12 protein-coding genes, 1 pseudogene and 2 riboswitches are annotated in these 22,634 nt (G+C 72.6%); of the genes and pseudogenes, 6 read left to right on the plus strand and 7 right to left on the minus strand.

All coding sequences use genetic code 11. The annotated features are described in order from the left end of the window. The 3 genes and pseudogenes from ABZU46_RS19920 to ABZU46_RS19930 form a co-directional block, all read right to left on the minus strand. Window positions 1-265, minus strand: a pseudogene (locus ABZU46_RS19920) (hypothetical protein); the annotation flags it as partial. A 43-nt stretch (window positions 266-308) separates the two neighbouring features. Then, complete coding sequence (locus ABZU46_RS19925) at window positions 309-2,885, minus strand: LuxR C-terminal-related transcriptional regulator (RefSeq protein WP_354859865.1); 2,577 nt, start codon at window positions 2,883-2,885, stop codon at window positions 309-311. A 5-nt stretch (window positions 2,886-2,890) separates the two neighbouring features. Beyond that, window positions 2,891-4,156, minus strand: a complete 1,266-nt coding sequence (locus ABZU46_RS19930; protein WP_354859867.1) for an Hsp70 family protein — start codon at window positions 4,154-4,156, stop codon at window positions 2,891-2,893. Window positions 4,157-4,453: 297 nt separating this feature from the next. On the opposite strand from ABZU46_RS19930, the gene ABZU46_RS19935 reads away from it, so the two are divergent. The 4 genes from ABZU46_RS19935 to ABZU46_RS19950 all read left to right on the plus strand — a co-directional run bounded on the left by ABZU46_RS19935 (window position 4,454) and on the right by ABZU46_RS19950 (window position 14,657). Then, a complete protein-coding gene (locus ABZU46_RS19935) occupies window positions 4,454-5,341 on the plus strand; it encodes an IniB N-terminal domain-containing protein (RefSeq protein ID WP_354859869.1) in 888 nt (295 codons plus the stop codon). Between the two features lie 115 nt (window positions 5,342-5,456). Continuing rightward, complete coding sequence (locus tag ABZU46_RS19940) at window positions 5,457-7,319, plus strand: dynamin family protein (protein ID WP_354859907.1); 1,863 nt, start codon at window positions 5,457-5,459, stop codon at window positions 7,317-7,319. Next, window positions 7,316-8,776 carry a GTP-binding protein gene (locus ABZU46_RS19945; RefSeq protein WP_354859872.1) on the plus strand — a complete coding sequence of 487 codons (1,461 nt, stop codon included), beginning with the start codon at window positions 7,316-7,318 and terminating at the stop codon, window positions 8,774-8,776. The genes ABZU46_RS19940 and ABZU46_RS19945 overlap by 4 nt, the downstream gene beginning before the upstream one ends. Window positions 8,777-9,071: 295 nt before the next feature. Beyond that, window positions 9,072-14,657: a GH92 family glycosyl hydrolase gene (locus ABZU46_RS19950; protein ID WP_354859874.1), complete on the plus strand. Its 5,586-nt coding sequence runs from the start codon at window positions 9,072-9,074 to the stop codon at window positions 14,655-14,657. 325 nt (window positions 14,658-14,982) lie between these two features. Here the strand turns inward: ABZU46_RS19950 and ABZU46_RS19955 are convergent, their stop codons facing one another. Genes ABZU46_RS19955 through ABZU46_RS19965 form a run of 3 tightly spaced genes read right to left on the minus strand, consistent with a single transcriptional unit; the run spans window position 14,983 to window position 16,546 of the window. Continuing rightward, entirely contained in the window at window positions 14,983-15,585 is a 603-nt protein-coding gene (locus tag ABZU46_RS19955) for a histidine phosphatase family protein (RefSeq protein WP_354859877.1), read from the minus strand. Beyond that, entirely contained in the window at window positions 15,582-16,352 is a 771-nt protein-coding gene (locus ABZU46_RS19960) for a CbtA family protein (protein ID WP_354859880.1), read from the minus strand. Before ABZU46_RS19960 ends, ABZU46_RS19955 begins: the two co-directional genes overlap by 4 nt. Next, window positions 16,343-16,546, minus strand: coding sequence for a CbtB domain-containing protein (locus ABZU46_RS19965; RefSeq protein WP_354859882.1), 204 nt, complete (start codon window positions 16,544-16,546; stop codon window positions 16,343-16,345). The genes ABZU46_RS19960 and ABZU46_RS19965 overlap by 10 nt, the downstream gene beginning before the upstream one ends. A gap of 58 nt (window positions 16,547-16,604) precedes the next feature. Then, a riboswitch (cobalamin riboswitch) is annotated at window positions 16,605-16,678 on the minus strand. A gap of 196 nt (window positions 16,679-16,874) precedes the next feature. Continuing rightward, a riboswitch (cobalamin riboswitch) is annotated at window positions 16,875-17,095 on the plus strand. 136 nt (window positions 17,096-17,231) lie between these two features. On the opposite strand from ABZU46_RS19965, the gene ABZU46_RS19970 reads away from it, so the two are divergent. Together ABZU46_RS19970 and ABZU46_RS19975 are read left to right on the plus strand one after the other, a co-directional pair. Beyond that, on the plus strand, window positions 17,232-19,622 hold the full coding sequence (locus ABZU46_RS19970; RefSeq protein ID WP_354859884.1) for a ribonucleoside-diphosphate reductase subunit alpha: 2,391 nt from the start codon (window positions 17,232-17,234) through the stop codon (window positions 19,620-19,622). A gap of 38 nt (window positions 19,623-19,660) precedes the next feature. Then, complete coding sequence (locus ABZU46_RS19975; RefSeq protein ID WP_354859910.1) at window positions 19,661-20,656, plus strand: ribonucleotide-diphosphate reductase subunit beta; 996 nt, start codon at window positions 19,661-19,663, stop codon at window positions 20,654-20,656. Between the two features lie 146 nt (window positions 20,657-20,802). On the opposite strand, the gene ABZU46_RS19980 is transcribed toward ABZU46_RS19975, so the two are convergent. Further along, window positions 20,803-22,626 (minus strand): family 43 glycosylhydrolase, encoded by a 1,824-nt coding sequence (locus ABZU46_RS19980; protein WP_354859885.1) that lies wholly within the window; start codon window positions 22,624-22,626, stop codon window positions 20,803-20,805. Between the last annotated feature and the right edge of the window lie 8 nt (window positions 22,627-22,634).

Consider the following 22,634-nt stretch of genomic DNA (forward strand, 5'->3'; position numbering starts at 1 on the left):
GGTCGGTCACCTCGCGGGCGCCGGCCAGCGCGGTCCGCGCCGGCGCCGACCCGGCCAGCGACTCGGCGGTCACCCGGCGCTCGGTCTGCAGGCCGAGGATCAGCCGGTCGATGGGCTGGCCCAGGGTGTCGGCCAGGGTCCGCACCCGCAGCAGGTCGACCGCGTCCTGACCGGTCAGGTAGGCCGCGTACGACCAGAGCGTGAGCAGCACCGCCGCCGCGGCGACGAGCCGGACCCGCAGTCGCCGTTCGAGGGTGCGCGTCACGTCGCGCTCCGCCCGGTCCGCGGTGACCCGTGGCGCTTCCGGCTCATCGCGCCGACCGCTGCGGCCAGGGCTGCCCGGCGGCGTCGCTGGCCCGGTCGGCGACGACGGTCCGCAGCAGCGCCAGCAGCTCCGCACGGTTGGCGCAGTTCAGCCGGTTGCGCATGCGGGCCACGTGGTGCTCCACGGTCTTCGCCGAGATGAAGAGCCGATCACCGATCTCCCGGTAGGTCAGTCCGGCCAGCACCAACTCGGCCACCTCGTACTCCCGGTCGCTGAGCCCTTGCTGGGTGGGGGCGGCGATGGCGCCCGCCGCCGGGGTGGCGCTCTCGCCGGCCGCCGGTCGCGGCCCACCGGTGGCGGCGGCCGGCCGGCCCTGGAGCACCCGGGCGCATTCCAGCAGGGTGGTCATCGCCCGCCGGTCGGAGGTGCGGATCGCCGCCTGCCCGGCGAGGCGCGCGCCGTCCCAGCACAGTCCGGTGTCGTGCAGGCCACGGGCGGCGGCCTCCACCCGCACCGGGTCGACCACGCCCCCCAGCACCTCGACCCAGCTCTCGGCGGCCGCGGCGACCACTGCGGCGTAGCGGCTGTGGTCCGCGGCGGCCAGCAGGGCGGTGACGTGGTCGTCGGCGGCCGCCGGCTCGCCGCTCAGGATGGCCGCGTGCAACCCGCTCCAGTGCAGCGGGACGCTCCACAGTGTCGGGGCGCCGAGCCGGTCGAGCAGCGCCCCGCCCTCCCGCAGGTACGGCGCCAACCGGGCCACGTCGCCCAGCCGTGCGCCCGCGATGGCCAGTTCGCCCAGCGGCAGCAGCGTGAACAGGTCGACGGGATGGCGGACCACCGCCTCCAGGGCCTGGCCCCACCCCCGCTTGAGCGCACCGAGGTCGCTGGTGCGCCGGCCGATGCCCATCCGCAGCGCGGCGGCGAAGAGCAGGTCACGGGACTCCAACGGCCGCTCGTCGGCGGTCACCGTGGCGAGGCGTTCGGCCGCCGCGAGCGTCTGGCCCCGGACCATGAGGATCCAGGCCTGCAACAGCCGGTGCCGGCGGGCCATCAGCGGACCGCCGACTCCGGCCGCCTGCGCCCGGTGCAGCACCTGCTCGGCGATGTCCAGCTCGCCGGAGTGCACGGCGGTCAGGGCGGCCAGCGCGGCGGGACTGTCCGGCAGGAGCGCCGCCCGGCCGTCCGGCTCCAGCAGCGCGGCGGCCTGGACGAGAGCGGAGAGCGCCGCGCTCGGCGTGCCGGTGACGCTCTCGCGTACGCCCTGGGCCATCAGCCGGGCGGCGCTGGCGTGCAGGGTGGGCGGTTCGACGGCCGACCCGTCCACCGGCGGCCCGGCGGCGGTCAGATCGCCGGTGGCGAGCCCGCCGACGGTGGCGTACGCCAGCGACGAGGCGTTGCCCGACCACCGGTACAGCTCGACGCTGCGGCCGGTGTGGCCGCGGTGCGCCAGAGCGGTCGCGGCCACCACGGCCGCCTCGGCGCGGTCCGTCGGATCGGTCGCGGCCAGCAGCCGGTCCGCCAGGCGCAGCGCGTCGTCGAGGTTGCCGGCGAGCGCGGCGGCGAGAGCCTGCCGGGCGCTCGTCGGGTGCCCGGCCGCGGTGGCGGCGGCGAACAGGTCGGCGGCGAAGGCCGGCTCGTCGGCCAGCGCCTCCTGCGCCGCCGCGGCCAGCGTCGGGGCCGGGCAGTCGCCGAGCACGCCCACCGCGAGCAGCGAGCGCACCAGCGGCAGCACCGGGCCGCCCCGGGCGAGCTGCAACTCGGTGAGGCGACGCCAGACCGCGCTGCGCTCGGTGGCCGGGCTGAGCGTGGTGACGGCCCGCCGGACGATCGGCGTGAGCCGGCCGTCGGCGCCGATCAGCCCGGCCGCCCGGGTCGTGGCGATCAGCTCGTCGACCGCCTCCGGCTCCTGGTCGAGCAGCGGGCCGAGCATGGTCACCGGCAGCGGTACGCCGGCCGCGACCGCGAGCAGCAGCCGTCGTACGGCGGTGGGCTGGATCTCCAGCTCCGGTGCGAATTCGAGGACGACGGACCGGGGTGGTTCGGCCGGGGCGCTGGTCAGGCCCGGGACTGTGCGCAGGCCACGGGTCAGCCGCTCGACGTCGCGGGGGACGCCACCGGTCTGCGTGTGCACGAAGTCGACCAGGTCGCCACGGTGGGCCAGCTCGGGCGCGGCGGCGGCGAGGTGGGCCGCGGTCTGCTCCCGAGCGTACGGGCCGAGCAGCACGGCCTGCCCTTCGCGGCGCAGCGCGTCGGTCAGCTCGGAGAGGGCCGCCGACCGGGGCCAGGGCCGGTGGGCGACGACCAGTCGGTGTCGACGGGTGGCGACCAGGCCCAGCAGCACGCCGATCCGCTCGTCGTCGAGCAGGTGCGCGTCGTCGACCAGCAGCAGCTCGGCCGGGTCGACGGGATCGCCCGGCTGCGGGACGCCCGTCCGCACGGTGACCCCGGCCCGTTGCTGGCTGCGCGTCAGCTCGGCGAGCAGCGCGGTCTTGCCGTGACCGGCGGGGCCGGCCAGCCCGACCAGGAGCGGGCCGGTCGGATCGTCGGCGACCCGGTTTAGCAGGGCCCGGGGTGCTCTGCCGAGCACCAGTCGGGACTCGACGACGTCATTCATGATCATTGTGGTCATCCTTCGCGTCCCCGGCTGAGCGTCAGTGCCAGGCGGGACGCCTTCGGCAGGTCGAGGGGGAGGATCCGGACCGGAGGGCGGGGTGGCGGCTCGCCCGGATCGGTGGCGTGGTCCCGGGGTCGTCGCAGGGCCGGGATGGTGGCCCGGCCGGAGCCGGCGACCGGTGCCGGATCGCGGACCGGAGTGGGGTGCCGGGGGCGGGGTGACACCACCTGGCAGGCCGCGCTCGCCGCCCCGATGGCGGCGGTCAGCTGCGCGTCCGGCTCCACCTCGACCGGGACCGGAAGCGCCGCGGTGATCAGCTCGGTGACCAGCGGGATGCGGGCCGAGCCGCCGGCCAGCAGGACGCCGTCGAGCTGCGTCGGAGTCAGGCCGGCGCCGTGCACGGTGCGCAGCAGGAGGTCCACTGTGGCCTGCACGGTCGGGCGGATCATGGCCTCGAACTGCGCGCGGGTCACCGGTATCCGCGCCGGGCCGGTCGGCAGGCTCAGCACCACGTCGGCGGCCAGCTCGACGGTCAGCGCCCGCTTGACCCGGTCGCACTCGGCCGGCAGCCCGCGCAGGGCGGCGTGGTGCTCCCGACGGCCGGTGGCGGCCAGCTCCCGCGACAGCACGGTGCGTACGTGGCTGGCAAGCAGTTCGTCGAAGTCGGCGCCGCCGATCGGGTCAAGCCCCTGCGGGGTGCCGAAGCTCTCGTAGGTGCCGCGCGAGGTGCGCCGCACCAGGGCCGCCTCGAAACTGGCGCCGCCCAACGCGTAGACGGCGGCCGTGGTGCCCGCGAACCCGCGGGCCGCGTGGCTCTCGGCGACCGTGACCGTACGCGGCAGCAGCGTGACGGTGCGCAGACCGAGGTCGACGAGCGCCCGGTGCAGCAGCTCCCGCCGGTACGGCCGCCAGGCCGCCGGGTGGCTGAGCACGACCGCCTCGGCCGGGCCGCCCTCCGCGGCGTGCACCTGCTCCACCACCCACGCGGCCAGTTCCGCGGTGAGCGTCTGCGGCGCGCACGGCTCGCCGCCCAGCAGCAGGGGCACGTCGTCGCCGATGCGGCGGACGAAGTCCCTGGTGGTGCGGCTGCCGTCGTCGGTGACGGGCCCGCCGATGTGCAGGGCGCCGTCCTCGGCCAGGTGCAGCACCGACGGTACGAGGGGCGAGCCGGCGTTGAGCGGAACAGCCTCCGGGCGCGTCCAGGTCCGGCCGTCGCGCCGTGCGACGGCGGCGGCGGTGTTGGTGCTTCCGATGTCGATCCCCAGGACGTACGGCATCCGTCTCTTCTCTTTCCGCGAGTTGGCCGGCTGGTGGCGATGGCGTCGGCGCTGCCCGGCGACCCACCCCCGGCGAAACCCGCGGGCTCCTACGTTCGTACCAGAGATCGCTCCCCGGTCGGGACCCTAATCTGCCCGGGACGGTTTCCCCCAGTCCCCCTAACGGTGGAGCCGATCAAGGCCCTAACGCGGCCGGATCGGATGCGGGCCGAGCCCCGATGTCCGGGATCGGCCCCCGCAATAACGTCACTGTCGACGAACGACGGTCGCCGACGCCAATCCGAGGAGAACCGGCACATGGACTCGCAACAGACCCTCCACGACTTCGTGCTCGACCTGCTGACCAACCCCGACGCGCGGTCGGCCTTCGACCTCGACCCGGAGGGCGCGCTGCACTCCGCAGGGCTCAGTGACATCACCGCCGCCGACGTGCAGGACGTGGTGCCGCTCGTGGTCGACTACGCGCCGGGACAGGGCCTCGCGCCGATGGTTCCGGCCGTCGGGCAGCTCGGGTTCGACCCGCTGGTGACCGACACCACCGACGTGGTCGGCCAGCTGCAGAGCGTGGCGCAGCAGATCAGCATCACCAGCTCGCCCGCCGGGGTGGACGTCAAGGCCGGAGTGCTCGGCGCCATCGCCGTGGACCCGACGACCGTCGCCGCCGGGGTGACCGTGCTTCCGGGTCTCGGCCTGGGCGTCGGCCCGAGCGGCCTCGACACCGACCTGACCGGCGTGGCCGACGTGGCGCACACCCTCGACGCGGACGTGGTGCAGCCGGTCGACGGCATCGCCGACCCGGTGCTGGGCGGCGTGACCGGCACCGTCGGGGACCCGACCGGTGTACTCGGCGTCACCGACCCGGTGCTCGGCGGCGACGTGACCGGCGGTGTCCTCTCCGGCGTGCACGGTCAGGTCGACGGCATCGTCGGCTCCCTCGGTGTCCACGACACCCTGGGTGGCCTGGGCCTCGGGCACGGCGCCGTCGGTGGTGTGGTGCCGCCGGTCGACGTCCCGTCCGTGGTGGGCGGCGTCACGCACCACGTGGACAGTCTCCTCCCCGGTGTCACCGGCACGGTCGGTGACGTGACCGGAGGGGTCACCGACGGTGTGACCGGCGACCTGCACGACGGGGGGCCCGCCTCGTCGGACCACGGGCTGCTGGGCATCACCGGCGGTCTGCTCTGACGGGGATTCCCGTCGGAAGCGGGAGGCCGGGTCGCCTCGAGCGGCCCGGCTCTCTCCGGTTTCCTTTCCGGTCCCTCTTGATAATTGAGCCGAAATCCGCACACTTGGTGCGGTGATGGCGGGGATCTGGTTGGACGTACTGGACGAGATCGCCCGGACGTGCAACACACACGGTCGCGGCGACCTGCTTCAGACGGTCCGACAGAAGCGTGCCCAACTGCTGGACCCGAAGCTGCGCGTCCTGGTCGTCGGCGAGCCGAACCAGGGCAAGAGTCAGCTCATCAACGCGATCATCAACGCGCCGGCCTGCCCGGTCGGTGACGGACGTACCACCGTCCTGCCGACCGTGGTGCAGCACGCCGAGGCCGCCTCCGCGGCCGTGGTCCAGGCGCCGCCGGTGTCGGGACGGCCCACCGGCGCCGCGGGCGCCCCGGCCGCGACGCTCGTCGAGCGGACCCCCTTGGCGCTCGACCAGATCGCGGCCGGGGTGTCCGGCACGCTCGGGCGGCGGCCGGGCGGCGGTCCGGCGTACGTCGAGATCGGGTTGCCCCGCGCGTTGCTCGCCGCCGGACTGGTGCTGGTGGACACTCCCGGCACCGACCAGGTCGCGGCGCTCGGTGGGGCCGCGGAGGTCGCCGCCTCCACCCGCGCCGACGCCGTGCTGCTGGTCTCGGACTCGACCCGGGAACTCTCGGTCGCCGAGCTGGACATGCTGCTGCACGTCACGCGCTCGCAGCCGAACGTGGTGGTGGTGCAGAGCAAGACCGATCTCGTGGCGGACTGGCGTGCGGTGGCCGAGCGCAACCGGCAGCACCTCGCCGACGCCGGTGTCGCGGCGCCGCTGATTCCGGTGTCGGCGACCCTGCGGCTGCGCGCGGCGACGACCGACGATCGCGGTCTCAACGCCGAGTCCGGCTTTCCGGCGCTGATCGCCCGCCTGCAACGGGACCTGACCGGCAAGGCCGATCACCTGGCGCGGGCGTCGGTGCAGGCGGTGGCCCGTACGGTGGTGGAGCAACTGGCCGCGCCGCTGCGCGCCGAGCTGGCGACGCAGGAGGCCGAGGAGCAGTCCGGGCCGATCTCCCGGCTGCACGCCGCCCAGCGGGAGGTCGACGAGCTGCGCCGCTGCTCCACCCGGTGGCAGAACACGCTCGCCGACGAGATGACCGACCTGCTCTCCGACATCGAGTACGACCTGCGCGACCGCACCCGCCAGATCCTGCGGGCCGTGGACGAGGCGTTCGACGCGGCGGACCCCCTCGTCGCCTGGGACACCTTCGCCGAGTGGCTGGAGCGCAGTCTCGTCGAGGCCGCGGAAGCCAACCACGAGTGGCTGATCCAGCGCTGCGACTGGATCGCGCGTCGGGTGGCGGCCAACTTCAACCGGTACGGCTACGACGTGCTGCCGCCCTGGTCGATGACGATGCCGGCGGATCTCGGCGACCGGCTGCCGGACCTGGAGCGACCGAGGATCGACAAGTTCACCACCGGCCAGAAGTTGTTCACCGGCATGAAGGGCTCGTACGGCGGCATGCTGATGTTCGGCCTCGCGACGACCCTGGCCGGAATGCCGATGATCAACCCGGTCTCGGTAGGCATCGGCGCGCTCTTCGGCGGCAAGAGCATCCGCGACGAGGGCAAGCAGTTGCTGCGCCGCCGCCAGGCGACCGTCAAAACGGCCATTCAGCGGCATGTCGACGAGTTCTTCGTCCGGATGGTCCGGGACTGCCGCGACGCCACCCGCCAGGTGCAGCGGATGCTGCGCGATCACTTCACGGGGCTGACCGAGGAGTTGCAGGAGGCCATCGTGCAGTCGTTCCGCAGCGCGAAGCAGGAGGCCGACACCGATGTCGCAGTGCGCGAGCAGCGGCAACGGGAGATCCGGCTGAAGATGACCCGCCTGGCCGCGCTCTACGAGCAGTCCCAGCAGTTGACCGGCGCCCGGTCCACCCCGGTGCTGCTGGAGCCCCGGGCATGACGGTCGGGGTGCGGCTGGACGAGGCGGCGTGGGGACTGCTGCACCAGGCCATGGACGTCTACCAGCACGACGCGCGGGCCGTCGGGCGGTTGCGGCACCAGGTGGCGCGGTTGGAGCAGCCGCTGCGGATCGCGGTGGCCGGCCCCTGGCGTGCCGGCAAGTCGACGGTGCTGAACGCGTTGATGGGGGAGGAGGTCGCGCCGGTCGAGGGCGCGGACGGCGTCTTCACCTGGTACGAGGACGGCGCTTCGCCACGCGCCACCGCCTACCCGGTGGGCCAGCCTCCCCAGGAGCTGACGGTGGTCAAGTCGGCGACCGGGATGCGGGTGGATCTCGGCTGGCGGGTCGGGGAGGTGCGCGACATCGTGGTGCGGTGGCCGACGCGGGCGTTGCGGCAGGTGACGCTGATCGACACCCCGGCGCTCGCGGCGGTCGACGAGCAGGGCCACGCGCCGGTGCTGGATCGCGTCCTGCGGGACTCGGACGCGGTGCTGTTCCTGACCCGCGACGGTCGCGACAGTGATCTGCGGGTGTTGGAGTCCGCTCGGGACAGTGTCGTCGGGCAGGCCGCCCCGGTGAACGTGATCATGGTGTTGTCCCGGGCGGACGAGGTGGGCGGCGGCCGGATCGACGGGCTGCTCACCGCCCGTCAGCTGGCCCGACGGCACCACCGGGATCCCCGGGTGGGCGCGCTGGCGGTGAACGTGGTGGCGTGCAGCGGGGCGATCGGCCTCGCGGGCCGGATGCTGAGCGAGTCCGACTTCGCCGCGCTCGCGGCGCTGGCCGGGGCGTCCCGCGCCGAGCTGGAGGCCCACCTGCTCTCCGCCGACCGTTTCGTCCGGGGCGAGCTTCCGGTGCACCTGGACTCCGAGGTGCGCGGCGGTCTGCTGGATCGGTTCGGGCTCTTCGGGATCCGGCTCGCGACGACCCTGGTGCGCGGTGGGTTCGACACCCGGGTGGCGTTGTCGGCCGAGCTGATCCGGCGCAGTGGGCTCACCGAGCTGCGGGAGTCGATGACCCGCTGTTTCGTCGATCGTCGCGACACGCTCAAGGCGCGCTCGGCACTGGCCGCGGTGGAGGCCCTGGTCCGGGCCGAGCCGGTGCGCGGGGCCGACGAGTTGGTCGACGCCATCGAGCAGATCCTGGCGGGTGCGCACGAGTTCCGGGAGCTGCGCCTGCTGGTGGCGCTGCGCAACGCCCGTCTCGGTTTCGACGCCGAGTTGGCGGCCGAGGCGCAGCGGCTGGTGGGCGGCGAGGGGGTTGGTCTGGCCGCGCGGCTCGGTGTGGAGCACGAGGCGACAGTGCAGCGGCTCTGGGAGGTCGCCGCCGACGCCCAGTGGCGGTGGCGGGACCGGGCGGAGGATCCTTCGCTCCCGCTGGCCCAGCGCCGGGGCGCCGAGGTCGTGGTCCGCAGTTGCGAGGGGATGCTGGCCGAGCTGGCCGCGGGCGGTCGCTGAGCGCCGCCGGCCCGGGGCGTCCACCCCGAACGCCCAGGGCCGGCGTGTTTCCTTCCGGTCAACCCATTGACAGGGCCGTGGTCGCGCGGAAGCATCTGCCCAACATCCACGGTTCTGCCCTCGCTTGTCACGCACGTCCGATGACAACGATGTCAGGTCCGACCCGTCCGTCCACGATCGACAGCAGCAGCCACCGTCCCCTCCCGCCCAGACGTACGACGTACTCGACCGGATCGAGTCGAAAGGCCCCGCCCCCATGCCGTATCTCCCTCGTGCGCGCACCGTGTCCCTCCGGATGGCAGCCGCGACCACCGCCGCCCTGCTGCCGCTGGGGCTGGTCGTCGCCGCGCCCCTGGCCAACGCCGCGCCCAGTGCCGCCCCACCGGGCTCCTTCAGCTCCTCGTTCGAGTCGGCCGACCCGCAACCCGCCACCAGCACCGTCGAGGTCGACAGCTCGGGCCGGCCCGTGCAGGGCAACCTGAGCGGATCGAGCAGCGCGAACCTGCCCGGCAGCCTGCTCGGCCAGGTCGATGCCGTGACCGCGAGCGCCCAGAACCCGCCGAACGAGATCGCGGCGAACCTCGCCGACGGCAACCCGTCGACCAAGTGGCTGGCGTTCGAACCGACCGGCTGGGTGACGTACCGGCTGGCGAAGCCGGCGGTCGTGGCGCGGTACGCGCTGACCTCTGCGGACGACGAACCGACCCGCGACCCCCGCGACTTCACCCTCCAGGGCTCCACCGACGGCAACACCTGGACGGACCTGGACCGGCAGACGCGGCAGCGCTTCGCCAAGCGGTTCGCCACCAACACGTACCGCGTCACCAACACGACCGCGTACGGCTGGTACCGGCTGTCCATCTCCGCGAACTCCGGTAACTCCCTGACCCAGCTCGCCGGCTGGGACATCAGCGACGGCTCGGACGTCCGCCCGCCCGCCACGCCCATGGTCACCGGCGTCGGCCCCGGGCCGGTCGGCGGCTACACGACGAAGCCGAGCGCCGGCTTCACCGGGCTGGCCGCGCTGCGCTACTCCGGCGGCGCCGAGGCCGACGGCCGCTCGTACGCGACGAACAGGCTCTTCGACGTCGACATTCCGGTCGGGCCGAACACCCGCCTGTCCTACCGGATCTTCCCCGAGTTCACCGGCCAGGACGCCCGGTACCCGTCCACCTACGCGGCCGTCGACCTGCACTTCACCGACGGCAGCTACCTCAGCGGACGGTCGGCGGTGGACCAGCACGGTTACGCGCTGACGCCGGCCGGCCAGGGCGCGTCGAAGGTGCTCTACGCCGACCAGTGGAACGCGGTGCGCGCCGACATCGGCGCCGTCGCCCGGGGCAAGACGATCGACCGCGTCCTGCTCGCCTACGACAACCCGCAGGCGGCCGGGGAGACCCGGTTCCAGGGCTGGCTCGACGACGTCGAGGTGACCGGTTCGCCGGCGGCGATCGACGGCTCCCGGCTGACGAACTACGTCGACACCCGGCGCGGGACCAACTCGACGGGCGGGTTCTCGCGCGGCAACAACCTGCCGATCACCGCGGTGCCGAACGGCTTCAACTTCTTCACCCCGGTGACCGACGCGACCTCCGACTCCTGGGAGTACGAGTACCACCGCGCCAACAACGCGGCCAACCTGCCCACGTTGCAGGGCCTCGCGATCTCCCACGAGCCCAGCCCGTGGATGGGCGACCGCAACCAGATGTCGGTGATGCCGGTGGCCGGCGACGGCCCCCTCACCGGGTCACCCGCCAGCCGCGCGCTCGCCTTCCGGCACGACGACGAGACGGCACAGCCGGACCTCTACCGGGTCACGACGCAGAGCGGTCTGGTGGCGGAGATGTCACCCACCGACCACGCCGGGATCATGCGGTTCACCTTCGGCCCCGGCCCGGCGACCGGAAGTCTCGTCTTCGCCAAGGGCACGTTCACCATCGGCGCCGACGGCACCTTCACCGGCTGGGTCGACAACGGAAGCGGCCTGTCCGCCGGGCGCAGCCGCATGTTCGTCTCCGGCGCCTTCGACCGCGCGCCGACGACGTCCACCGCGACGTCCGCCACCTTCGACGTCTCCGCCGAGCGGCAGGTGACGATGCGGATCGCCACCTCGTTCCTCTCCGTCGACCAGGCCCGCCGCAACCTCGACCTGGAGGTGACCGGCCGGAGCTTCGATGCGATCCGCGACGCCGCCACCGCCGCGTGGAAGGACCGCCTCGGCCGGGTCGAGCTGCAGGGTGCGACCGAGACGCAGCTGGTCACCATGTACTCGAACCTGTACCGGCTGAACCTGTACCCGAACTCCCAGTCGGAGAACACCGGCACCGCCGCCGCACCCCACTGGCAGTACGCCAGCCCGGTGTCCGCGCCGACCGGCACGTCGACCGCCACCCGGACCGGCGCGAAGATCGTCGACGGCCAGATCTACGTCAACAACGGCTTCTGGGACACCTACCGCACCGTGTGGCCCGCCTACTCGCTGCTCTACCCGGACGTCGCCGCCAGGATCTCCGACGGTTTCGTCCAGCACTACCGTGACGGCGGCTGGATCGCCCGCTGGTCGTCGCCCGGCTACGCCGACCTGATGACCGGCACCAGCGCGAACGTGGCTCTCGCTCAGGCGTACCTCACCGGGGTCAAGCTGCCCGACCCGCTCGCGGCGTACGACGCGGCCGTCAAGGACGCGACCGTCGCGTCCGGGCGCGGCGCGGTCGGACGCAAGGGCATCGAGACCTCGCTGTTCCTCGGCTACACGCCGACCTCCACGGGGGAGTCGGTGTCGTGGGCGCTGGAGGGATACATCAACGACTACGGCATCGGCAACATGGCCGCCGCCCTGGCGAAGGACCCGGCCACGCCGAAGTCGCGGCGGGACCAGCTCAAGGAGGAGTCGCGGTACTTCCTGGAGCGTGCCCGCAACTACGTCCACCTCTTCGACGAGAAGACGAAGCTCTTCCAGGGCCGCGACGCCTCCGGCGCGTTCCTCGCCGGTGACCCGCTGGACTGGGGTGGCGTCTACACCGAGACCAACGGGTGGAACTTCGCGTTCACCGCGCAGCAGGACCCGCAGGGCCTGATCAACCTGTACGGCGGGCAGAAGGCCCTGCGCGACAAGCTCGACACCTTCTTCGCCACCCCGGAGAACGCCGACCGCCCCGGCGGCTACGGCGGCGTCATCCACGAGATGCTCGAGGCTCGCGCGGTGCGCCTGGGTCAGCTCGGCATGAGCAACCAGCCGTCGCACCACATTCCGTACCTGTACGACATCGCCGGCGCGCCCGCGAAGACGCAGGCCATCGTGCGCGAGATCATGCAGCGCCTCTACGTCGGCAGCGAGATCGGCCAGGGCTACCTGGGCGACGAGGACAACGGGGAGATGTCGGCCTGGTACGTCCTCAGCTCGCTGGGCATCTACCCGTTGCAGGCGGGCTCGACCCACTGGGCCATCGGCTCGCCGCAGTTCACCAGGATGACCGTCCACCGCCCGACCGGCGACATCGTGGTCAACGCCGCGAACAACAGCACCCGCAACGTGTACGTGCAGAGCGTCAAGGTCAACGGCAAGAAGCAGCGCGAGGTGTCCGTCGACGTGTCCGCGCTCGCCCGGGGCGCCACGATCGACTTCCAGATGGGACCGAACCCGTCGTCCTGGGGCACCGGCCGCGACGACGGGCCGCCGTCGTTGACGAAGGGTGACGCGGCACCGGAGCCGTTGCAGGACCTCACCGGACCCGGTCTGGGCACCGCCACCGCCAGCGGCGGTCAGGACGCGTCGAAGCTGTTCGACGACTCGTCGACCACGCAGCTGACCGCGTCGTCGGGCACGCCGCAGATCAGCTGGGCCTCCCGTGGCGGCCGCCAGAAGCCGACGTACTACACGCTCACCTCCGGCGCGGGCGCCGGTGACGCGGCGGACTGGCGGCTGCAGGGCTCCACCGACGGTCTCACCTGGAGCACCCTGGACTCCCGCGCGGGCGAGGTGTTCCGCTGGCGCAACCAGACCCGGCCGTTCCGGATCGACAAGCCGGGGCGGTACTCCCAGTTCCGCCTCGTCGTGACGAAGACCGTCGGCGCCGCGCAGCCGACCCTCGCCGAGATCGAGCTGCTCGCCGGCGGCGACCTCGACCTGGGCGGCGGCGACATCACGGTGACCGCCACGGACGGCGCGCACGCGCTCTCCGGCGCACCCGCGACGGTGGCGCTGGCCACGGTCACCGGCGGCGCCGCCGACGACTACTCGGCGACGATCGACTGGGGTGACGGCTCACCGGCCACCGAGGGCACCCTGACGCTGAGTTCGCGGGCCGTCTACCGCGTCAGCGGCGAACACACCTACGCCACGCCCGGCTACCACCAGGCGAACGTCACCGTCACCGACGGCACCAGCCAGGGCTCGGTGACGGTCGGCGTCGACGTCGCGTACGCGCCACAGAACGGTCTCGCCGCGGCGTTCGACACCGTGTGCGTCGGCGACGAGGGCACCCTCGCGGCGGACTGCGACGCGAAGTCGTGGGCGTACTCGCGGGCCGCCCTGACCGCGGCCGGCGTGACCCAGGGTCAGCGGCAGCAGGTGCCGGGCACGGCGCTGGGCTTCACCCTGCCGCAGATCCCGGCCGGGCAGCCGGACAACGCCACCGGCAACGGCGCGACGATCGCTCTGCACCTGCCGTCCGACGCCCGGACCATCTCGTTCATCGGCGCCGGCACGCAGGGCAACCAGAGCACCGCCGGCACGGTGACGTTCAGCGACGGCAGCACCGCCAGCATCCCGATCCAGTTCAGTGACTGGACGCTGGGCGGCAACGCCAACGGCACCCCGTCGTACGGCAACATCGTGGTCGCGAAATCCGCGTACCGGCTCAGTGGCACGAGCCGCGACGGCGCGCAGCCGTTCCTGTTCGCCACCACGCCGTACCAGATCCCGGCGGGTAAGACGCTGGTCTCGGTGACCCTGCCGACGCAGACCGGCGATCCCCGCTCGGCGGGCCGGATCCACGTGTTCGCCGTCGCCGACGACGGCACGCCGGCCGCCGCGCTGGCGACCACCGCCCCCGCCGACCAGAGCGTCGACGCCGGGCAGGTCCTCGCGGCGAACCTCGGGTCGGTGACCGGCGGTGTCCCCGGCGCGACCGGCTACCGCGCCCGCGTCCAGTGGGGCGACGGCACGGTTCCGGACGACGTGACGGTCGGCGCGGCCGGCGCGCTGAGCGGCCAGCACACCTACGCGCGGGAGGGCACCTACACGGTGCACGTCACGGCGTGGGACACGCTGTCGAGCAGCACCACCACCTTCACCGTTACCGTCCGGCGTGCCGGGCCGCAGCCGACGCTCGCGGTGTCCGGGGCTCAGCCGGTCGTCGCCGGTGACGCGGTCACGGTCGACGGCAGCGGGTTCGCCGCCGGCGAGCGGGTGACGGTGGTTCTGGCCGCCGGCACGACGCGGAGCGTGACGGTCTCGGCGTCCGCGACGGGCACGGTCCGCGCCTCCGTCGCGACGTCGGGGGACACGACCCCGGGCCGGTACGCCGTCAGCGCCACCGGCGCGTCCTCGGGTACGCCGGCGACGGCCACCGTCCAGGTGACCGCGCGTCCGGCGGGCCCGGCCTACCAGCCGCGGGTGTCGCTGCCAACGACGTCCGGACCGCGCGGTATGTCGATCACGGTCGACGGTTCCGGGTTCGCGCCGAACGAGGCGATCACGGTCAGCGTCGGCGACGGTCGTGCGGTCGGCACGGTACGCGCGAACGGCGACGGCGTGGTCTCCGGCGCGACCGTCACCGTTCCGGATTCGGCGCAGCCGGGCGTGACCAGTGTGACGCTGTCCGGCGCCACGTCGGCGACGGCGGTGTCCCGACCGTTCACGGTCACCGGCGCGAAGTAAGCCGGGAACAACACAGTCGGGCGGGCCGTGCTTCACGGCCCGCCCGACACCCGTCCTGGGCCCGCCCGATCTCGACCCCGAGACTCGCGCGCGTCACGCGTCGTGGTCGTGCGTCGCGGGTCGCGCGGCCGCCGGTCTTGCGTGGCCCTGTCGCCCCGCGCGGCGGGCGAGGGCGCGTCGCCCGTGAGGCACATACCTCAGAGTCATATTCATACCTCTGCGGTATGTCGCTCACCGGTCTGTACGCCTGCCGGCAGCCCGACCCCACCGCTTCCATGCCGCCCCAAATCTGGGGCAGCTCTACAGGGGCCGTGGTCGACAGTCGTCACCCGCTCGCGGGTGCCGGTGGCGCGCTCAGGCGGAGCCGCCACCGTGGGCCCTGGCCGGTGAGCCGGACGACCGCCAACGGCTCGACGTCCAGTTGCCGGTACGTCGCCAGCGGTAGTCCCAGGGCGTGCACGACCGCGACCCGGATCACGAGCGGATGGGTGACGGCCGTGACCCGTCGGCCGAGGCCGCGCTGTTGGTCCAGCCAGCGGCCGACGCGCTCGCGTAGGGCGGCGACGGACTCGCCCCCGTGCGGCGCGGCGTCCGGGGTGGACAGCCACTCGCGCAGCGCGTCGGGCTGCGCGGCGCCGATCTCCTCCAGCGACCGGCCGGTCCAGTCGCCGTAGTCGCAGTCGGCCAGCGCCGTCTCCACAGCGGGCGCGAGACCGAGGGCGTACGCGGTCTGGACGGCCGCCGCCGCGGGGCTGGACAGGCAGGCGTCGGTGTCGCCCGACGGCGCCCGCCGGCCCAGCACGGTGGGGGACAGGGCGAGGGCGGCGCTGCGGCCACCCTCGTCCAGTGTGTCGTCCCCGCCGAACCGGGCCCGCCGCAGGGCGGCGGTGTGACCGTGGGCGACCAGCCGCAGGCTGGTGGCGTTCACCCGGCCAGTCGTGCGTCGGTTACCGCGCGCTGCCGGTGCATCAGGGCGGCGAAGAGCAGGCCGATCCCGGTCCACAGCACCACCTGGGTGCCGAGGGAGGCGAGCCGGAAGCTCCACAGCAGCGTGGCGGGGAAGTCCCCCGGGACCTCCTGGAACGACGGCAGCACCACGTAGGCCACGCCGGTGACCAGCAGGAACCCGCCGACCGCCGCGGCGGCGCGCAGCCACACCGGCGCCTGCTCGCCGACCGACCGGTAGCCCAGCGAACCGGACCAGACCGCCACCAGGCCGAGGACCACCAGCAGCAGGTAGGTGACCGTGCGCTGGTTGATGGTGGCCGGGTCGCCGACGGCCGGCGGGTTCGGCGGGTACTTGAGGAACGGCACGATCACCGCGCCGAGCAGCGCGCCGCCGGCCAGCAGCAGGCCGGACCACCCGTCGTCAACCGTGCGCCGCCGCCGGTTGAACAGGACGTAGGCGGTGGCCAGCAGGCCACCCATCGCGGCCCCGAACAGGGCGGTGGCCAGGAACAGCCCGCCGCGCTGGCCGTTCCTGCTGACCAGAGCGTCCTCGTCGTGCTGGTGCCCCCCGGTGGCGGGTTCGGCGTGTGCCGCCGCCTCCTCGATGGCGATGGCCGCCTCGACGTGGGGTTCGCCGACGACGTAGGCGAACGTTCCGGCGAGCAGGCCGGCCACCAGGCCGGCGAGCAGCCCGCGCAGGAGAACCGTGACGAAGGTGGGTGCGGTGCTGGTGCCGCTCAGTGGCACGGGACACCGAGCAGGTGCCGGCCGTCGTGCATCAGCTCGTGCAGGTACGTCCCGCTGCGCGAGACCGCGCCCTGGTCGAAGGCGACGAGATAGGCCAGCAGGGTGAGCGCGGCGACGGTGGCCAGGACCGTCCACAGGAGACGGGTCGGGGCAGCGGGGTGCACCAGCGGCTGGCTGGACGTGGAACTGGACATGCGTGCACGAACCTCCTCGGGGATGACGCGTCCCCATCGCAAGGCTGCGGACGACCGAGCGTCCTGGCTCGCGGCCCCGGGGTCGGGGACCGCTCACAGTGGCGCGACCGCGCCGGATTCTCACCGGCTTCCCTCGCGTCGCCGCAGATAGTGGGTCGACCGTATCGGTGCCGGTTCGGTCGGTCAAGCCGACGGCGGTGTCCGAACGCGACCCCGCCGGATGCTCGCGCGTCTGCCGTCGCCGACGGATCGACGACTGCCGTCAGCGACGACCGCGACACGCCCGGACTCGACATGTGGGGTGTGACAAACCCAGTCGCCCCTATATATGGTGTCGACCGCAGCTGGTTCGGCCACACATTCCAGGGTGGTCGAGGCAAGAGGGAACCCGGTGGAATTCCGGGACTGCCCCGCAGCGGTGAGTGGGAACGACAGCCGTCATCAGCACTGGGCCGCCACCTGGCCTGGGAAGCGACGGCCAGTAGGGGACCGGGTTAACCCCGGTCGTGCCCGCGAGTCCGAAGACCTGCCAGCGCGCCGCGTACCCGCATCCGGGTGGGCGGTGGTCCGAGGCCGCGTGGGACGGCCGACGCCTTTCGGATCCGCGCCGCCGGCGTGGCGTCCGCCGGTGTCGGTCTCCTCGTGCCGAGGGCCATCAGGTCCTCAAGCTCGCGAGGAGTGAGTGGTGACAGTTACCGAGGTAGCCGCGGCCGGCGGCGAGACGGCCCTCCGGCGTACGCCGACGCAGGTCCGCGAACGCGACGGCGCCAGCGAGCCGGTGGACGTGCGCAGGCTCGTCGCCGAGGTCGAGCGCTGGGCCGACGACCTGCCCGACGTCGACCCGCTGCGGGTGGCGACCCGCACGATCAGCGGCCTGTACGACGGCGCGACGACAGCCGAGCTGGACCGGCTGACCATCCAGACCGCTGCCGAGATGATCGGTACGGAGCCGCAGTACTCGCGCCTCGCCGCCCGGCTGCTGGCCAGCCACATCGACCGGGAGGTACGCCGACAGGGCGTCACCTCGTTCAGCGCGGCGATCCGGACCGGCCACGCGCAGGGGCTGATCGGAGACGAGACCGCCGCGTTCGTCGCCGCGCATGGCAGCACGCTCGACGACGCCGTCGACGCCGACGGCGACCGCCGCTTCGAGTACTTCGGGCTGCGTACGGTCTACGACCGGTACCTGCTGCGCCACCCCACCAGCCGGCTGGTGCTGGAGACCCCGCAGTACTGGCTGCTGCGGGTGGCCTGCGGCCTGTCCCGTACGCCGGACGAGGCGGTCGACTTCTACCGGCTGATGTCCAGCCTGGCCTACCTGCCCAGCTCACCGACGCTGTTCAACTCCGGCACCCGGCACACGCAGATGTCCTCGTGCTACCTCGTCGACTCGCCGCGCGACGAGTTGGAGTCGATCTACCAGCGCTACGCCCAGGTCGCGAACCTGTCCAAGTTCGCCGGTGGCATCGGCATCGCGTACTCCCGGGTCCGGTCCCGGGGCGCGCTGATCCGCGGCACCAACGGGCAGTCCAACGGGATCGTGCCGTGGCTGCGTACGCTCGACGCGAGCGTCGCCGCGGTCAACCAGGGCGGCCGGCGCAAGGGCGCGGCCTGCGTCTACCTGGAGCCGTGGCATCCGGACATCGAGGAGTTCCTGCAACTGCGGGACAACACCGGCGAGGATGCCCGGCGTACCCACAACCTGAACCTCGCCAACTGGATCCCGGACGAGTTCATGCGCCGGGTCGAGGCCGACGAGGTGTGGTCGCTGTTCGACCCGGACGAGGTTCCCGAGCTGCCCGACCTGTGGGGGGAGCGGTTCGACGCCGCGTACCGGGCGGCCGAGGCGCAGGGCCGCTACGTGCGGCAGGTGCCGGCGCGGGAGCTGTACGGAAAGATGATGCGCACCCTGGCCCAGACCGGCAACGGCTGGATGACCTTCAAGGACGCGGCCAACCGGCTGTGCAACCAGACGGCCGAGCCGGGCAACGTGGTGCACCTGTCCAACCTGTGCACCGAGATCATCGAGGTGTCCAGCGACGCCGAGACCGCGGTGTGCAACCTCGGCTCGGTGAACGTCGCCGCCCACCTGACCGGGAGCGGCATCGACTGGCCGCGACTGCGCGCCACGGTCCGGACCGCGGTGACGTTCCTCGACCGGGTCATCGACATCAACTACTACCCGACATCGCAGGCGGCGGCGAGCAACCCCCGTTGGCGGCCGGTCGGGCTCGGGCTGATGGGCCTGCAGGACGTGTTCTTCGCACTGCGGCTGCCGTTCGACTCGCCGGCCGCGCGGGAGCTGTCCACCCGGATCAGCGAGGAGCTGTACCTGACCGCGCTGGAGACCTCCGCCGACCTGGCGCGTGAGTTCGGCGCCCATCCGGCGTACGCCCAGACCCGGGCCGCGCGGGGCCAGCTCCAACCCGACCTGTGGGGTGTCGAGGGTACGCAGACCGCGCGCTGGGCCGCGCTGCGCCAGCGGGTCGGGGAGTACGGGCTGCGCAACTCGCTGCTGGTGGCGGTCGCGCCGACCGCGACCATCGCCTCGATCGCCGGGTGTTACGAGTGCATCGAGCCGCAGGTCTCGAACCTGTTCAAGCGCGAGACCCTGTCCGGGGAGTTCCTCCAGGTCAACACGGCCCTGGTCCGCGAGCTGAAGGCGCGTGGCCTGTGGACCGAGCAGATCCGGTCGGCGATCCGGCGCGCGGAGGGGTCGGTGCAGGACGTCGTGGAACTCCCGGCCGACGTGCGGGAGCTGTTCCGCACCGCGTGGGAGCTGCCGCAGCGGGCGCTGATCGACCTGGCCGCCGCCCGCGCCCCGTTCATCGACCAGTCCCAGTCGCTGAACCTGTTCCTGGCCTCGCCCACCATCGGCAAGCTCTCCTCGATGTACCTGTACGCCTGGAAGACCGGGGTGAAGACCACCTACTACCTGCGCTCCCGTCCCGCCACGCGCATCCAGCAGGCCACCGTCACGCCCGCCGCCGTCGCCCTCGTCACGCCGTCGACGAGTGACGCCGAGGCGCTGGCCTGCTCGCTGGAGAACCCCGAGTCGTGCGAGGCGTGCCAGTGACCGTCTCCGACACCGCCGCTGACGCGAGGACCACGCACATGCTGCTCGACCCCGGGATGGATCTCACTCTCCGCCCGATGCGCTACCCGCACTTCTTCGACCGGTTCCGCGCCGCCATCCGCAACACCTGGACGGTCGAGGAGGTCGACCTGCACGCCGACCTCGCCGATCTGGACAGGCTGTCGCCGGCCGAGCGGCACCTGGTCAGCCGGCTGGTGGCGTTCTTCGCCACCGGCGACACGATCGTCGCCAACAACCTCGTGCTCAACCTGTACCAGCACGTCAACAGCCCGGAGGGCCGCCTCTACCTGTCGCGGCAGCTGTTCGAGGAGGCCGTGCACGTCCAGTTCTACCTCAACCTGCTCGACACGTACGTGCCCGACGAGACCGAGCGGTTCGCCGCCTTCGCCGCCATCGAAAACATCCCCTCGATCCGCCGCAAGGCCGAGTTCTGCTTCCGCTGGATCGACTCGCTGGGGGAGTTGCGCGAGCTGCGGACCCGGGACGACCGGCGCGCGTTCCTGCTCAACCTCATCTGCTTCGCCGCCTGCATCGAGGGATTGTTCTTCTACGGCGCGTTCGCGTACGTCTACTTCCTGCGCTCCCGCGGCCTGCTGCACGGCCTGGCCTCCGGCACCAACTGGGTCTTCCGCGACGAGTCGATGCACATGGCGTTCGCGTTCGACGTGGTGGACACCGTGCGTGCCGAGGAGCCCGACCTGTTCGACGACGATCTCGCCGACCAGGTTCGCCAGATGCTCACCGAGGCCGTCGAGTGCGAGGTCCAGTTCGCCGAGGACCTGGTGGGTCAGGGCGTGCCCGGTCTCACCCGGGCGGACATGCGGGAGTATCTCCAGCACGTCGCCGACCGCCGTCTCGTCCAGCTCGGGATCGCCCCGCACTACGGGTCCGCCAACCCGTTCGCCTTCATGGAGTTGCAGGACGTCCAGGAGCTGTCCAACTTCTTCGAGCGGCGGGTGTCGGCGTACCAGGTGGGAGTGACCGGGACGGTGGCCTTCGACGACGACTTCTAGGACCCCCACCCCACCCCCTCCCCACCCCGTCGACCAGGAAGTTGCTGCTCCCCTATCGGCGTGTCAGGGGCACCAAATTCATGATCAACGTCGGCGGCGGGCGAGGTGGGGATGGGGTGGGGGTGTTCTTGGGGGTGGAGTGACCCTCAGGCGGGGGAGCAGGTCGGAGTGATGGTCGGCGGACTGGTGGTGGCGCTCGTGCTGAGGTAGCCCGCGGTGGTGGACGTTCCCGGCGCGAGCTGCCCGTTGTAGGCGGCGTTCGCGACGGTCACCTGGTTGCCCGTCTGGGTGAGGGTGCCGTTCCAGACCTGTGACACCGTCTGCCCACTGGGGAGGGTGAAGGTGACCCGCCACCCGGCGAGCGACGAGGCCCCGGCGTTGGTGACCGTCAGCCGTCCTTCGAATCCGCCCTGCCACGTGTTGATCACGGTGTTGGTCACCGCGCAGGACTGCCCAGCCGGGACCGTCGGCGTCGGCGTCGGCGTCGGCGTGGGAGTGGGCGTCGGGGTGGGGGTCGGAGTCGGCGTCGGAGTGGGCGTCGACGTCGCGGTGGGGGTGGGGGTGGGCGTCGTGGTGCCGCCGGCCTGGAACTGCCACCAGTTGAAGTTGAACAGGTTGCCGCTGCCGCCGGTGAAGCGCAGGTACAGGTCCTGGGTCCCGGTGGCGCCGCTGACCGGGCAGGAGATGGTCTGCCAGGTCTGCCACCCGCCGGTGCCCGGCACCGCGCAGCTGCCCACCCGGGTGCCGGTGGGGCTACCGAGGCGCAGTTCGATCGTGCCACCGGACGTGGCCGAGGCGACCCGGGCGGAGAAGGACGTCGCGCCCGTACCGAAGCCCACGCCCTTGACCTTGATGTAGTCCCCGTTCTCGATGAACCCGACGTTCATCCCGCCCTCGCTGGCCGGCTCGGTCTCGATGCCGGAGCCCCAGGCGATGGTCTCGGCCTCCTGCCGCCCGTACGGGTTCAGGGTGCCGATCTGGGGTGCGCCCGTCGTGGTCATGTTGATCGTCGGGATGGTGCCGTTGGTGTTGTAGGTGAACTTCTCCACGGCCACCGAGCGGGTGTAGCCGCCGCCGCCGGGCAACGCTCCGTTGTGGTAGAAGAAGTACGAGCCGCCGTTGAAGTCGATGACTCCGGGGTGGTTGGTGAAGCTCGCGCCCTGGCGGGGCATGACCGTCCCGCGGTAGGTCCAGGGGCCGGTCGGGCCGGTCGCGGTCGAGTAACCGATGAACTCGGAGCAGCATTCCGCCGCGAACACGTTGTAGTAGATACCGTTGCGCTTGTAGACCCACGGGCCCTCTTCGTAGAGGGTCGGCCGGCTCGCGTTCCCCGTCCGGGTGCCGAACCCGGCGGTGGTGAGCGGAATCTTGGTGGCGCTGCCGCTGTAGGAGATCATGTCCGCGTTCAGCCGGACGTACCACAGGTTCGGGTTGCCCCAGTACAGGTACGCCTGGCCGTCGTCGTCGATGAAGACGGTGGGGTCGATCTCGCCGTTGCCCACCAGCGGACGGCCGATGGCGTCCCGGAACGGCCCGGTGGGGCTGTCGGCGACCGCGACGCCGATGGCCATCGAGTTGGTCGACCGGGCGGTCACCGGCACGTACCAGTAGAACTTGCCGTTGCGGGCGACGACCTGGCCGGCCCACGCGTTCGCGCTCGCCCAGCTGAAGGTGCTCAGGCTCAGGGGCGAGCCGTGGTCGGTCCAGTTGACCATGTCGGCCGACGACCACACCCGCCAGTCCTTCATGGTGAAGTACGTGGAGCCGTCCTCGTCGTGGCCGGTGTAGAGGTAGACCCGTCCGTTGTGCACCAGGGGAGCCGGGTCGGCGGTGTAGATGTGCTGGACGATGGGGTTGTCCGCGTGGGCGGCCGTGGCCGGCGTCAGCGTCGAGATGAGCAGCAGGCTCACGAGCCAGGCGACGCCGCGCCGGAGCCGGTTCTTCGTCCGTGGTGGCGGTGTGGGGTGCATCGGTACCT

The organism is Micromonospora sp. NPDC005197, assembly GCF_040608295.1.
In the GTDB taxonomy this organism is placed as follows: domain Bacteria; phylum Actinomycetota; class Actinomycetes; order Mycobacteriales; family Micromonosporaceae; genus Micromonospora.

Coding starts and splice junctions, on each gene's coding strand:
- ABZU46_RS19925 (WP_354859865.1), bottom strand. CDS start 2,885: ATGATCATGAATGACGTCGTCGAGTCCCGACTGGTGCTCGGCAGAGCA.
- ABZU46_RS19930 (WP_354859867.1), bottom strand. CDS start 4,156: ATGCCGTACGTCCTGGGGATCGACATCGGAAGCACCAACACCGCCGCC.
- ABZU46_RS19935 (WP_354859869.1), top strand. CDS start 4,454: ATGGACTCGCAACAGACCCTCCACGACTTCGTGCTCGACCTGCTGACC.
- ABZU46_RS19940 (WP_354859907.1), top strand. CDS start 5,457: ATGGCGGGGATCTGGTTGGACGTACTGGACGAGATCGCCCGGACGTGC.
- ABZU46_RS19945 (WP_354859872.1), top strand. CDS start 7,316: ATGACGGTCGGGGTGCGGCTGGACGAGGCGGCGTGGGGACTGCTGCAC.
- ABZU46_RS19950 (WP_354859874.1), top strand. CDS start 9,072: ATGGCAGCCGCGACCACCGCCGCCCTGCTGCCGCTGGGGCTGGTCGTC.
- ABZU46_RS19965 (WP_354859882.1), bottom strand. CDS start 16,546: ATGTCCAGTTCCACGTCCAGCCAGCCGCTGGTGCACCCCGCTGCCCCG.
- ABZU46_RS19975 (WP_354859910.1), top strand. CDS start 19,661: ATGCTGCTCGACCCCGGGATGGATCTCACTCTCCGCCCGATGCGCTAC.
- ABZU46_RS19980 (WP_354859885.1), bottom strand. CDS start 22,626: ATGCACCCCACACCGCCACCACGGACGAAGAACCGGCTCCGGCGCGGC.